Origin of the sequence: Nitrosopumilus maritimus SCM1 (assembly GCF_000018465.1) — an archaeon.
Taxonomy (GTDB): Archaea; Thermoproteota; Nitrososphaeria; order Nitrososphaerales; family Nitrosopumilaceae; genus Nitrosopumilus; species Nitrosopumilus maritimus.
The window spans coordinates 1,111,429-1,125,179 of sequence record NC_010085.1 but is presented as its reverse complement, the minus strand read 5'-3'; the positions used below and the strand labels follow the sequence as shown (position 1 = coordinate 1,125,179).

13 protein-coding genes are annotated in these 13,751 nt (G+C 31.8%); 5 read left to right on the top strand and 8 right to left on the bottom strand.

The genetic code is table 11. The features are described 5' to 3' along the window. Genes NMAR_RS06580 through NMAR_RS06560 form a run of 5 tightly spaced genes read right to left on the bottom strand, consistent with a single transcriptional unit; the run spans position 1 to position 4,136 of the window. Complete coding sequence (locus tag NMAR_RS06580; RefSeq protein WP_012215607.1) at positions 1 to 297, bottom strand: hypothetical protein; 297 nt, start codon at positions 295 to 297, stop codon at positions 1 to 3. Positions 298 to 299: 2 nt separating this feature from the next. Next, on the bottom strand, positions 300 to 2,468 hold the full coding sequence (locus tag NMAR_RS06575) for a CDC48 family AAA ATPase (RefSeq protein WP_148680177.1): 2,169 nt from the start codon (positions 2,466 to 2,468) through the stop codon (positions 300 to 302). Positions 2,469 to 2,476: 8 nt separating this feature from the next. Next, positions 2,477 to 2,758 carry an elongation factor 1-beta gene (locus tag NMAR_RS06570; protein ID WP_012215605.1) on the bottom strand — a complete coding sequence of 94 codons (282 nt, stop codon included), beginning with the start codon at positions 2,756 to 2,758 and terminating at the stop codon, positions 2,477 to 2,479. Between the two features lie 4 nt (positions 2,759 to 2,762). Then, positions 2,763 to 2,945: a zinc finger domain-containing protein gene (locus NMAR_RS06565; protein ID WP_014963629.1), complete on the bottom strand. Its 183-nt coding sequence runs from the start codon at positions 2,943 to 2,945 to the stop codon at positions 2,763 to 2,765. A 54-nt stretch (positions 2,946 to 2,999) separates the two neighbouring features. Beyond that, positions 3,000 to 4,136 carry an NAD(P)/FAD-dependent oxidoreductase gene (locus tag NMAR_RS06560; protein ID WP_012215603.1) on the bottom strand — a complete coding sequence of 379 codons (1,137 nt, stop codon included), beginning with the start codon at positions 4,134 to 4,136 and terminating at the stop codon, positions 3,000 to 3,002. 81 nt (positions 4,137 to 4,217) lie between these two features. Between NMAR_RS06560 and NMAR_RS06555 the strand changes: the two genes are divergently transcribed. Next, on the top strand, positions 4,218 to 5,273 hold the full coding sequence (locus NMAR_RS06555) for a tyrosine-type recombinase/integrase (protein ID WP_012215602.1): 1,056 nt from the start codon (positions 4,218 to 4,220) through the stop codon (positions 5,271 to 5,273). On the opposite strand, the gene NMAR_RS06550 is transcribed toward NMAR_RS06555, so the two are convergent. Beyond that, the gene (locus NMAR_RS06550) at positions 5,264 to 6,343 is read right to left on the bottom strand and encodes a hypothetical protein (RefSeq protein WP_012215601.1); all 1,080 of its coding nucleotides are present in this window, start codon (positions 6,341 to 6,343) and stop codon (positions 5,264 to 5,266) included. The two genes, NMAR_RS06555 and NMAR_RS06550, sit on opposite strands and share 10 nt — an antisense overlap. Before the next feature lie 53 nt (positions 6,344 to 6,396). On the opposite strand from NMAR_RS06550, the gene NMAR_RS06545 reads away from it, so the two are divergent. The 4 genes from NMAR_RS06545 to NMAR_RS06530 all read left to right on the top strand — a co-directional run bounded on the left by NMAR_RS06545 (position 6,397) and on the right by NMAR_RS06530 (position 9,960). After that, positions 6,397 to 6,675 (top strand): hypothetical protein, encoded by a 279-nt coding sequence (locus NMAR_RS06545; RefSeq protein WP_012215600.1) that lies wholly within the window; start codon positions 6,397 to 6,399, stop codon positions 6,673 to 6,675. Beyond that, complete coding sequence (locus NMAR_RS06540; protein WP_012215599.1) at positions 6,672 to 8,174, top strand: coiled-coil domain-containing protein; 1,503 nt, start codon at positions 6,672 to 6,674, stop codon at positions 8,172 to 8,174. Before NMAR_RS06545 ends, NMAR_RS06540 begins: the two co-directional genes overlap by 4 nt. A 34-nt stretch (positions 8,175 to 8,208) precedes the next feature. After that, the gene (locus NMAR_RS06535; protein WP_148680175.1) at positions 8,209 to 8,568 is read left to right on the top strand and encodes a hypothetical protein; all 360 of its coding nucleotides are present in this window, start codon (positions 8,209 to 8,211) and stop codon (positions 8,566 to 8,568) included. A 399-nt stretch (positions 8,569 to 8,967) separates the two neighbouring features. Further along, positions 8,968 to 9,960 (top strand): ParA family protein, encoded by a 993-nt coding sequence (locus NMAR_RS06530; RefSeq protein WP_012215597.1) that lies wholly within the window; start codon positions 8,968 to 8,970, stop codon positions 9,958 to 9,960. Between the two features lie 70 nt (positions 9,961 to 10,030). Here NMAR_RS06530 and NMAR_RS06525 read toward each other — a convergent pair whose 3' ends face one another. Together NMAR_RS06525 and NMAR_RS06520 are read right to left on the bottom strand one after the other, a co-directional pair. After that, entirely contained in the window at positions 10,031 to 12,451 is a 2,421-nt protein-coding gene (locus NMAR_RS06525; protein ID WP_012215596.1) for an AAA family ATPase, read from the bottom strand. Continuing rightward, entirely contained in the window at positions 12,448 to 13,695 is a 1,248-nt protein-coding gene (locus NMAR_RS06520) for a metallophosphoesterase family protein (protein ID WP_012215595.1), read from the bottom strand. The genes NMAR_RS06525 and NMAR_RS06520 overlap by 4 nt, the downstream gene beginning before the upstream one ends. Positions 13,696 to 13,751 lie beyond the last annotated feature (56 nt).

The following is a 13,751-nucleotide window of genomic DNA, read 5'->3' as shown; positions in this document are numbered from 1 at the left end:
TTATTTTTCAAAACCTGGGAAACTTGCTTCGTAGTCTTTTTCCATCATTTCCTTGTTTTGTTCATCTACTTCGTCCACTTCTTCTTTTTCTACGAAAACCTCTATTCTTCTCTCATCTTTTGTAATCCAAGACACTTTGATGAGTCCAAGAATCTCTAAATCCAAAAGTATTTTGTTGAATTTGGCTTCTGCCATGGTAAATCCTTCTTTTGTCAAAATTTTGTAAAGATCAACATCCGTTAATGAACCTGCATCTCTAATTTTGTCAAATACTGTATTTCTTATTGGAACTGCCATTTTTATCCGTAGAATGTTTTATCTCCTGTTTTTGGTACCACGTTAGATATACTTTCCTTAACTGATTTGTACCATTGATCCACTTCTTTTGTAATTGAAGGTCTAACATGTTTCAAACTGTTTGCAAAGTCTTGACTGGATATCTTTGTGGCATTATTTTGCATAGCTTGTACTGCTGCTTCTCTACATAATGCAGCTAAATCTGCCCCTGTATAGTTTTGAGTTGCTACGGCAATTTCTTGCAATTTCACATCACTGGTTAATGGCATTTTCTTAGTCAAAATTTTGATAATTTCTAATCGTCCTTTTTCATCTGGAGGTTCAACATACAAGACTAAATCTAATCTTCCTGTTCTAAGCAATGAATTGTCTACAACATCTGGTCTGTTTGTAATTCCTATTACTACCACTCGTGAAGAAACTCCATCTTCAATCTCTGTTAATAATTGACTGAGAATGTTTTCACCAACTCCTCCTTCACCTGATTTACTACGTGCTAGTGAATCCAATTCATCAAAAATAACTACGCATGGAGATGATGCTTTTGCTTTTCTGAAAATTTCTCTAACAGCTTTTTCAGACTCTCCTACCCATTTTGAGAGAATTTCGGGCCCTCTGACTAAAATCATATTTGCACCTGTTTCTGTTGCTAGTGCTCTTCCAAGCAAAGTTTTTCCACACCCTGGAGGTCCATAAATTAATGCGCCCTTTGGAGGTTTAATTCCCATTTTGGTAAATTTACCTGGTTCATTCATTGCTAAAATCAGATTGTCTGTCAATGATTTTTTAATTTCATCTAATCCTCCTACATCTTGCCACCAAACTTTGGGTCGTTCTACATAGACCTCTCTCATTGCAGTAGGTACAACCTCGTGCATTGCATCGTAAAAGTCGATTAGTTTGATCTTCATTGATTGTAGTACTTCAGAAGGAATTTTTTCTGTTTCAAGATCTATTTCTGGTAGATATCTTCTAATTGATTTCATTGCAGCTTCTCTACATAATGATTTGATATCTGCACCAGTGTATCCGTGTAATTCTGATGCTAAGTCTTTTAGATCAATATCCTCATCAATTGGCATGCCTCTTGTATGAATTTGAAGAATCTCTATTCTTCCATCCTCATTTGGAACTGAAATCTCAAACTCTCTGTCGAATCTACCTGGTCTTCTAAGTGCAGGATCAACACTATCTGGTCTATTTGTAGCTCCAAGAACAATTACATTTCCTCTATCATTAAGACCATCCATTAAAGCCAAAAGTTGTGCAACAACTCTTTTCTCAACATCTCCGTAAGCCTCTTCTCTTTTTGGTGCGATAGCATCTATTTCGTCAATAAAGATTATACTTGGAGAATTGTCTTTTGCTTCTTTGAAAATGTCTCTTAACTTTGCTTCTGTTTCACCATAATACTTGTTCATTATTTCTGGACCATTAATTGGGAACATGTTAGCTTCTGATTCACTTGCCATAACTTTTGCAAGCAAAGTCTTTCCACATCCTGGTGGTCCATAAAGTAAAATTCCACTATGTGGTTCAATTCCTAATCTGGAGAATAACTCTGGATGTCTTAGTGGAAGTTCTACAATCTCTCTCATTGCTTTGACTTTTTCTCCTAAACCTCCAACTTCTTCATATGTCACTCTGACTTTTCTATCTACTGCAGTTTCAGTTGAAATGTTAAGTGTAGTGGAACGGTCAATCTTTACTACTCCTTTTGGTGTTGTCTTTGTAATTTTAAAGTCCATTGAATTTCCTAGAATCATTACTGAAATTTCATCACCATGTGTAATTGGCAATCCTTTTAGTCTATTTTTTACAAAATCTGTGAATTCTTTATCAACTGTGACTGAATCATTAACTGGAGTTAAAGAAACAGATTTTGCAATCTTTGATGTTACTTTTCTAATCTTCACAATGTCATTTAGTGACGCACCAACGTTTTTTCTTGTTTGACCGTCAACTCTTATGATGTCTGGGAACTTTTCGTCTTCGTCTACTGGCCAAATTACTGCACAACTAGTTCTTGAGCCCATAACTTCAACTATGTCTCCTGGAGTCACTTTTAGAAAGTCCATTGCTTCAGGACCAATTCGAGCTCGTTTTTTACCTACGTCTCGTTGTTTTGCTTCTCCAATTCGCATCTGCAAAGGTTCTTCTTTGCGCACCAAAAAATCACCTATTTCATGTCAACTGACATTCGGCTCATATTGAGGACCTCAAATTCACTAACGCCCTCTGTATTTTTAACAGCATTTTCTAATGCATCACTTTGACCTTCTTTATCTTCTAAAACAAATTCAGCTTTCAAAAACTCTAATCCAAATGCTAATGGTTCTTTTGCATGTCTTTTCATCTGAATTCCTTCTGGAAGTGTACTCTTGAGTGTCTCTGCAAGTTTGTCAAGATCGACATCAGTTCCTTCTGGAAGAATTTTTGTGATAAATAGTAACTGTGCCATTTTCTTAAGGTCCCTGTGTGTTACATGAAGAACAAGTGTAATTTCTTGCTGCCTCTCTGCAACTTTGACATCTCCAAATTAAATCTGCACCACAATCTGGGCAATTGAATTTTACACATTTATCATTAGGCATAATATGTCTGTGACAACAACTACATGTTGGTAGCGATATTGTTGATGATGACATACCACGATTTTCTGCAAACATCATTTATACCTTCCTTGAAATTTAGGCGTGTTTTTATCGAAGTAGTTTTTTGAATTCTCCACCGATTAGTGTTTGAGCTGTTTTGATTGATCCCTTTAATCCTAATAGTTTTACAATTGAACCTGTATGAAAATCAAAATCATCTTTTTCTGAAATATCTTTTAGGATTTCAGGTGTTATTGATTCAAATAATTTGTTGATTGTGTTATTGTCTAGTCTTTCTAAAATTTTTCTTGCAAAAATTTGTTTTTCAAACTCTTTCCCAAATCTATCTGTCCATCTAGTTTGATATACTTCTAGTTTTGATTTTTCATCTGTTTTTAGAAATTCTGATATTGCTTGTCCTGCATAAACTCCTCCCATACCGCTAGTAAAAATACCTCCTGCAGTAGTTGGTTTTGCTTGTCCTGCAGCATCTCCTACAATTACGGTATTTCCTTCTACAAATTTTTCAATTGGTCCTTTTACCCAAATTGGCGCAAAAATCTTTCTTATTGTAGAATGCTTGCCTTTCTCTGCAAGAATTTTGTCCATTGTTTCTGAAACATTGATGCCTTTTCCTGCAACACCAATCTTTCCCTTCCCTTCATTTGATGGAATTATCCATGCAAAGAAACCTGGATATTTGTCTTGATCAAAGATCACTTCTACTTTTCCTTTTTTTATCCAGTCTGCATAGATTTCGTATTGTGCAGATGATAAAATCCCTGTTCTGTCTTTATGAATTAAAGATGATACTCCTCTTGCATCAACAAAAATTTTACAATCTATATTTTCTTCATTTGTTCTAACTCCCGTATTGGTCATCTCTTGAAAACTAGTTCTGACTTTGATTGTAGCTCCATTTTTTTGGGCTTGAAAAGCAATTTGTTTGTCCAGTTCTCTTCTACTAATTTCTATGACCTTTTGATTTTTTGAGTTTATCGAAAAACTTTTTCCGTTAGGAGCAGTTATTTCAGCTGATTCTATCATATGATCAAATGTCTTTCTAAATGGAATTACTCCTAACTCTTGTAGTCCTGAAATACTAACTAAACCACCGCAATGTTCTGGTGTGCCTATTTCATAATCTTCTTCTATAACTAATACTGAAAAACCATCTGCAGCAATCTCTCTTGCACAAAGTAATCCTGCAACACTACCCCCTGCAACAACTACATCGTAGTACACAGTTTTTGTTTCTTTGTCAATTATTTAATTCAATTATTTAGTGCACGAAGGGGATATAGTTGATTCATTCCTATACTAATCATGAAAGAAAGGTCAATTCTACGATTTGAGCAGGGAATAAAATCTCGTCAGACGCTAAACAATTACCGCGACCACCTAAAAAACTTTAGAAACTTTGCAGAGTTTGATTCCTTTGATGGATTGATTGCAAAGCCAGTTGAGGAAATCCAGACACTAGTTGAAGACTATCTAATCCATCTTAAAGAGAACAGACATCCAAATTCCATTCCAATTCTATTTCTTGGTGTAAGGCACTTTTTTGTAATGAACAGGATTCCACTCTACTGGGATATTATCCGCAAGATGTATCCTCCAAAGATAAAGTCTGCCGGATTCAAGCCTTGGACTACAGAGAAAATCCAAAAGATGCTTGCAGCAACTACTTCAAAGAGGAATCGTGCAATAATTCATTTCTTGGCATCAACTGGTGCAAGAATCGGAGTAATTGATGGCAACTTTACTCTAAAGTACATTCATGACATGCCAGAAGGATGCAAGGCCGTACTGTTGTATCCTAATGACAACGAGGAATACTGGGCGTTTCTGACTCCAGAGGCAACACAGGCACTAGATGAATACCATGAGGAACGAAGACAAAAGGGTGAGGAACTCACTGATAATTCTCCAGTATTCCGACGAGACTATTCTCGCGGAAAAAAAGTACTTCCGATGCAGAGAAGCGGAGTGATTTCTGTCATGTATAGGGTGATTAACAACGCAGGATTGGAGCGAACCAAAGTAAATCATCACTTTGATACTCAGATGGATCATGGCTTTAGAAAGCGATTCAATACCATACTCAAACTCAAAAACAGCGTAAACTCTAATGTTGCAGAAAAACTACTTGGACACAAGAACGGACTTGATGGCGTGTACCTAAAGCCAACGCGCGAACAGTGCTTTGCAGAGTTTCGCAAGGCAATAGTGGAACTGATGATTGATGATTCAGAGCGCCAGAGGCTCAAAATCAAGCAACTAGAGCGAGAAAAGTCAGAACTTGAGCACTATAGAACCAAGGTAGACGAGTTGTGGCAGGACAAGCTCAGAATGGAGCATGTGCAACTAAATCATGCATAAAGCCAGTCATTACCTATCTCTTCTCTCCTCATTCGTTTTCTCCAAATATCCGTAATTGGAATTTTCTTTTTTAGAATTTGTTGTATTTTCTTTTCTGTTTCTGATTTAAGATCTGGCTGAATTTTTCTTTTATGTCCAAATGTTCCTTCGTATTCTATGTCAATTCCATATTCTGGACGCGATAAAACCCCTGCATGTGTATTCCAAATGTCATAATCATTACCAATAGGATTTTTCATTTGTAATTCATCAAAATACAAATGCCATTTGAATACAAATGAACTGATCATATTTAATTTAATGTTGATTTTTTTTGAATGTATGTCTTCTACTGGTGATTCCATTAACGAGTGTAGTATTTTGGAATATTCAAAGTATTTCCTTAATGCCTGACGATATTCTTCTTCTCGTTTTTTATCAAGCATCATCGGAAATTCTTGATGAATGTATTCACTATGTGTTAAGATGAAATCTTCAATATACTCTTTCATACTTTTTCTCATTCTAATTGATGTTTCATTTGCCTCATGCCAAATCAAGAAAACTGTTATCTGACTCTTTATGTAATTAGTAATAACATCAAGTAACATGTTTTTTGTCTCAATATCTAATGTAGAATCAAAACCAGCTTCTTCTCCAACATTTTTTATTTTATCATCCAAGTAGTTATCAAGAAATGTAATGTATTTTTTGAACAGGTATGTTCTATCAAATGATATGTGTTTTGTTGCAAGTGATGCCAAAAATCCTTTTGTTGTTAGACAATACTCTTTGCCATATTTACCTGGTCTTCTTTTTTCAGGTTTTCTCTCTTTTATGAATTCATAATCAAGTAAGCTCAGATATTTTTCTTGTCCGTCAATTCTTCTTTTGATTGAATTTCGTTTGGCCTCCCAGTCTCCATAGTTTTCTATGGTTTTCACTAGTTTTGTTAATGATAATGTGCCTTCTCTGGATAATGTGTTTAGTATTGCCTCTTCAACTATGTCCTCTTCTTTTGGAAGCAAGGTTTTTCTAGAAGATCTTTTTACTATATTTAGTTCAGAAATTAAATTATCTGTAGAAATCATACCTATATTTAGTTCACAGTTTGTCTATAAACCTTCTGTTCCTTATGGTATGTATGGTTCAAAAACTTCAGTGCTGTTCAAAAACACCTGATTATCTTGTCACTTATTCCGTATCTGGTTCAGAAAAGGACTATCATGTATGTTCAGTATGTATCAAAAAAGAATGCTTTTCAAAATACATCATTAGAAGGCAGATTATAGAAAATAATAAAAAAAATTTTCAAAATGAACAATCTGGAATTTCTGATGAATCATCTGGCTTTTCTGAAAATTTCAATGAACATACTATACAAAATGAACAGGATAATGAACGTGGGGGATTTGTCCTATGAGAAAGCCATATTCTGATGAAACCCGTAATGATATAGTTGAAAAATACCTCTTGGGTGAATCTGTCCGAGAGATTCATGATAGTACTGGCGTTAGTACTGGTTCCATATCTGAATACATCAATGATTTTACATCAAAGATTGAAAGAAAAACAATTGATGCAATACATGACTTTTTTAAAATTATTAGAAAAAATGGAATGCAACCAAAGGATGCATTTTATGGGCATGTCGTATTTTCAATACTTTTAAAACACAACCTTGATCCAAAACAAATCCATTCGTTTGTAGAATCTGTGTTGTCTATGGCAAAACAAAATGAACTTTCTCCAGAACATCTTGTAGGATTATGCAATACTATTTCTAAAATTCAATCAAAATCTGATGTACCGTTACATGAAATTGAAAACCATTGTACAGAACTAGTAAAAACCAAAAATGAATTGGAATTATCAATTGACAAACTCTCCGATCAACACAAACAATCACAAAACAATCTGTCTGCATTACTAAAGAAAAACAAACTTACTGAACAGCAGGTTGAAAAAATAACACAAACCTTAGAATTTCTAGAAAAATCTGGATTTGATTTGTCTGATGCAGATTCTGTATGTAATGTGTTGCAGAATGTAAAATCTCAAGAGTATGATATTGCCAAGATCATTTCTTATCTGAGTAAGGATGAATCAGTCGATTTGAGATTGAATGAGAAACAGTCAAAGCTAGATGAAGTTGAGAAAAAGACTGGAAATCTGGAAAAAAAGTATAAGGAATTGTCTCTTAAGCACGAAAATCTACTTCTTAGGCACAAATCTATGGCTGAATCTATTTCCTCAGTAGAAAATTTGACGAAAAGTGGCGTTTTGGAACAAGACTTGATTTCTTGGCAGAAAATTTTTGATAGTTTTGAGATGGCTCCTAAGGAATTTCTCGAAGAACTGGAAAAGGCAGGAAATGCAAAAAAACTCTTCAGGAAACTCAACTCTGTTAACTCTAAACTCAAAAAAGAAAATGAGTCTTTGGAGAAGAAAAAATTATGGCTTGAATCTCACAATGATGAAATAAAATTAGAAATTTCAAACGGTACAGAGTTTGCAAAAAACAATCTAAATGATATTTCAAAACATGCAAAATCTGAACTAAATTCTGTCGTATCTCATACTGAAGATAAGATTAACAAACTTGTAAAACAAAACAAGATTCAGGCTGACCATATTCAAAAACAACATGAAGAATATCTGCAAGAATTAATTCATACATTTGAAACTCATCTGAAACATTCACACAAAATAGAGCATACTTTGGGAAAGTTAGAATCTCTCAAACCTCTCTTTGATCTTGTCAACGGAAAGTTTGATCCCATTGCCAGTATTGGTCAAATCATAACCCTCCTTGACAAGATATATGTTGGAATAAAGGGAACTGAATTTGACAAACATTCCATATCCTATGACATAAAACGACTGCGAGAAAACCTGTTGAAAGTAATCAGCCATGAATGACAGATTGTTTTATAGCTCACTGGAATATGTGGATGTGATTTATTCTGAAATTATTTCTGCTAGAAAAAACAATGGTGACGCATTTCACAGAATCTCTAAAGAAGTAATTTCTGAATCCTTTTCTAAAATCGAATCTCATGACACTGTATCTATTTGTGGTAGTTTGGCTGGCGTTGCAATAGTTTCAGCTTTTAAAAAATCTAGAGGGCGTTACAAATCAGGTTCGTTTGCAAAGTCGTTTAATGAGATAAATTCTCATGCTGGTCGTACCACTTTTGCTGATCTTCGTATAATTCAAAAATTCCTTGATTCTGCCAAATTTGATACTGTCCTGAAATTGCTACGACGTAACCGTAAATCTGGTTTCAAGTCGTGCCTGAATATGCTGAAATGATGCAAAATTAGCACAATGCAATCTTGGAAGCACATACAGAGTGAATTGGATCATCGGCATATTTCAGGCAGTGTGAACACTTTAGCTGGAGAGGCTGTGCACATACATTGCAGTATTTTAGAACATTTAACACATATCCACAATTACGGCACGAATCAACTCTCATATGGAATTTTGTGCAAAATTTGTATTAGATGCTTTGTGTGTATTTTATGTAGAACTCCAGTCAATACATAGTCTATTTTCTAATTTTTGTTTGTTTTCTCAATTTATATCAATTTTGTTTATATAGAAAATCAAACCCACTATCTAATTTTTAATGTGTATGAATTCTATAGTTTTTCTTATAGTATTATGGCAAACAGATTTAACTTTTAGTTTCATAACAATACCTGTCTTATGGCTCAAAATATCGTCTTATTCAATAATAAAGGCGGTGTTGGAAAAACTACTTTTTTGTTTCATTTAGGTTATGCCTTAGAGAAAATGGGGAAGAAAATTTTATTTGTGGATTTAGATCCACAGTGTAATCTAACGTCGTGTATTTGTACTGATGATGAACTTGATACATTGTGGAAAACACAAAACAGTGTATTTTATGCAGTTGAACCTTTAATCAAAGGTACTGGTGATATTGCTGATATTAAACCATACAAAGTTAAAGATAGAGAAATACGTCTAATTGCAGGTGATCTACTTCTTAGTGGTTTTGAAGAATTACTTTCTTCTGCTTGGACTGACACTCTTGCAGGTAACGAAATTGGTTTTAGACGAACGTCTTCAATTTATAGGTTGATCAAAAAAATTGCTAATGCAAATGATATAGACTATGTTTTAGTTGATGTTGGACCTAACTTAGGAAGTTTGAATCGTTCTGTGTTGTTATCTTGTGATTATTTCTTTGTACCTCTTGTACCTGATTTATTTTCTCTTCGAGGATTAGAAAATATTGGTATAACTTTTAAAAAATGGATTGATGATTGGACAAATGCAAAAAATCGATTTATTCAAAATAATGAATCATTGACAATTGATCTTCAAGATGGTAAACCTGTTTTTGCAGGTTACATCAACCAACAATTCAATATTTATCGTGGCGTTGAAACCAAAGCATGGAAACATTGGTCTGCTCAAGTACCTCAAATTATAGAAGAAAAACTCATTTCTAAATTAAGAGAAATTGATGAAAATATGGTCCTTGATTTGAATAATGGATCGTACAAATTAGGGAATTTTAAAAGTTATCACAGTTTAGCTCCTAAATCTCAACAAATGAAAAAACCTATTTTTGAATTAAGTGGACCTGGAATCGTAGGAATTCATAAAGAGAATTCTCTTAAATGTAAAGCTGATTTTGAAAAATTGGCAAAAAAAATCATCGCTAACATCTAGAAAAATATGTGAAAAATCTCCATTGTAACATTTATTGATATTTATTTTCTAAATTTTTTTTCCACTTTTGTTAACTTAGTCTAGAAATCTTAGATATTCCGTTTTCTTTTGTAACTTGAAAAATATTTTGTGCGTATCCTTCTAATTCTTTTTCATGAGATACTAGGATTATTTGTTCTGATTTTAATTCTGTTAGAATGGATTTGACTTTTGAAAGCTGAGATTTGCTAAACCCGTATGTTGGTTCATCCAAAATCAATAAATTGGATTTTAAACTTTCAGTTTCTCTTCTTAACATACTGTTTAAAGTTAATCTATATGCTAATGCAATACTTGTTTTTTCTCCTCCGCTTAAATGGTGTATTTCCATTTCATACCCTTCTTGCTCTACAATTGGTGTAAAATCATCATCTATTCTAGATTCTTTAGATGGATCTTCTACCAAAATAGAATACCAGTTTTGATATATGTTGTTAAAATCATATTGAAGATATTGCATTATTTTTGCTTCCATTATATCTACAATTGGAACGAAAAATCCTTTTAACCACTCATGAAAATTATTACATCGGTCGTATTTTTTCTTCGCGATTTCTGAATTTTCTATTTCAATCTTTATCTTTTGAAGTTCATCGTCAAGAAATTTTTTTCTAGTTTCAATTGACGCACTTTTTTTATTTATTAGAAGATATTTGTCATTAACTTCAGTTACATATTTTGAATATTTTTTTATATCGTTTTGAATATTTTTGAAAGATAAAATTTCCTTATTTAGTTCATCTTGACGTCTTGTATCAATTTCTAATTTTTTATTGGAATTACGTAAATTTTTTTCTAAAGTAAGAATTTTAATTCTAAATTCTCTACTTTCCTCTGTAATTTTTTTTATATCTTCTTTGGCTTTTTCATAATTTTGTAATTTATTATTAAGTTCTAAATAATATTTTATAGGATCATTAAATTCAGATTTATTTTCTTGCTGTATTTTTCTCTCTAACTTCTTTTTTAGAATTATTTCTTCATTGTGATTTTCTTTTATTTGTAAATATTCTACTAAGTATGGTCTTTGTGAAACTGATTTTTTTAATAATTCTTCAATTTTGCTAATTTTTGATTGTAATTCAAGAATCGAATCTTCATTAAATTTATTTTTACTAATGATTTCTTCTATCATTTTTTTATTTTTTAATAATTGGTTTTTATTTTCATTTTGAATTTTTTTAACATATTTTTCTTCAATTATTTGCTCACAAGTGGGACATTTAAAATCTAATTTTGAAATTTTTTTCAGTCTTTTTTCAATTTCTTCTGTTTGTACTTCTAATTGAGTTTCAATTTTTAGTAATTCATTCTTATTTTTTTCCATATTTTTTAATTGATTTTTTTCAATCTCTATACTTTCTTCTAAATTTTTTATACTCTGTTCTAATTTTTTAGGCGTATTTTTCTCATTTTTTCCAAGAATTTTTGACAACGTATCTAATCTGGAATTCATTTTTTCTATTTTGATTTTTATATTTGTTAACAAATCTTCATCTCTTCGATATTTTTCTATTTTCGTATCGATTTGTTTTATTGACATGGTTGTGGGTTTTTTTATTGATTTTAATTTAGAAATATTGTTTTTATTCAATGCAATTTTTTTCTCATATTTTATAATTTCATCATTTTTTTCTTTGATTTCTTTTTCTGTTTTTTTAATTTTTTCTATAATGTGTTTTTGCTCTTCATAAAATTTTATGAGATCTTTCTCTTTATTTTTTAACTGATTTAAATTCTCTTCAACGAATTCTTTCCTCTTTTCTAAATTTTTTATTTCCATTGATAATTCATTTTGATCCCTATGTGCGTTTGCAATAGCTTTTTGAGTTTCAAAATATTCTTTTTCTTTTTTCTGTAGGTTTTGTACTGTGGTTTCTAGGCTTACAGAAATTTTATCTAAAATATTGGCGATTAAATCTGAATTTAAAATTGCATTTTTGTATGCATCCATTTCAAATGCCTTTCGAATTGTTTCCAAACGTTTTTCTGAATCTGATAGTATCATTTTCATTTCTTCTTGTGGTGTATATACTGCATATCGAAATATTCTGCTATGTGCTCTACTTTCACTTGATTCATTGAATTTTAAAATTTGAATAATGCGTTTTTTTAATTCTGTTGCTGAGAGTGTTGTCTTTTTTTCATTTTCAATTATGTATCCACTATTCTGACTTATTGATTTGTTTTTTCTTTTTAATTTTCTACATATTTCATATTTTTTACCCTCTACACTAAATTCTAATTTAGTAAATCCTTCATCTTCATTAGTCTTTAATAACGAGTTTCCTTTGTTGTTGCCTATTCCAAAGAGACTAAATTCGATTGCCATTAAAATTGTGGATTTTCCTGAACCAATATCCCCTTCAAATAGTGTAATTCCAAGAGGAAATTCTATAATTTCATTAGTGTAACTTCTGATATTGTTTAATTGAATAGACTTTAGAATCATTTTTCCATTTCAATTCCCATCATTGCTAAAACTGCTGCACTAATTCTTTTTTGATAATCTATTTTCTTTTCATTTGTGTTTATTGGTTCTTTTAAAAATTGGAGTAATTCTTTTGCAAAAAGAATTCCTTTTTCGCCACTTAGTTCTGGTTGCTCAGTTTTGATTTTTTTAATATTTTCCTCAAAAATTTTATTTTCTAACTCTTCTTTTTTCCCTGCTTCAATTTTTTCAATATGGTATTTTTTTGAGAATAAATTAATTCTATTTACATTAACTTCTCTTGCTCCTGACTGTAATAATTTTTCTTTAAATTCTATAAAATTCACTTCGGTTGTTTTTCCAGATTTCAATTCTCCTTGTACTTTTAATAATATTATTTTATTTTCGGGTATGATTTGTGATATTTTTTTTAAAATCTCTATGTTTAATGCATTTGCGGTTTTTCCATTTGCATTAAATTCTAATAACTCATAATCTGTTTTTTTTATTTCACAAAATTTTACATTTTTAATTTTATTGTCAAACTCAACTATTACAAATCCTCTTTTAACTTGCTTGGCGTTTTCTTCTAAATCACTATGATATCCTGCAAATGGGGTTCCTGGATAACATATTTCTCCTAAATTCTTAACCTGTTTGTGTGAGAAAACATGTACATGTCCTCCTGCATAATAGTCGAATCCTTTTGGCAATGATTCTATGGGTATTGAATTAGTATCGATTTCTGAACTAGAGTTTAGTTCATCAATACCAATATGAAACAAAAATATCTTAAAGCTATTATCTAGTACTGGTAGTTCCAAATTTTCATAATTTTCTTTATCTATTCCTGCTGTTCTGCCTGAAATTCCTACTAATTTCACTTTTGTTTTTGGGTCTTCAGTAAAATCTAATTCTGTTTTTTCATTGTTTGTGTGTTCCTTTGAAACTTTGGTTAAGTATCCCACATCTGTTAGTAGATCTATCACTGAGTATTCTATAGGGCTAAAATCATGGCTGCCATATACTACATAAATTGGAATTTTTGCATCATAAAGTTTTTTGAAATTTTTAAATGCAAATCTTTGAACTCTCATTTCTGGAAGGTTTCTATGAAATAAATCACCTGTAATCAACACAAAATCTACTTTTTGTTTTATGCATGTGCAAACCACTTCTTCAAATACCTCTTGTTCTATTTTTTGAAGTTCTTTTTTGTCTTGAAATCCTAGGTGAATATCTGAAACATGTGCAAATTTATACAATTTTTAGATCCCTATCTGTTGGAGACTTCTTCCTAAAAAGTTGATTCTTAAAAGGT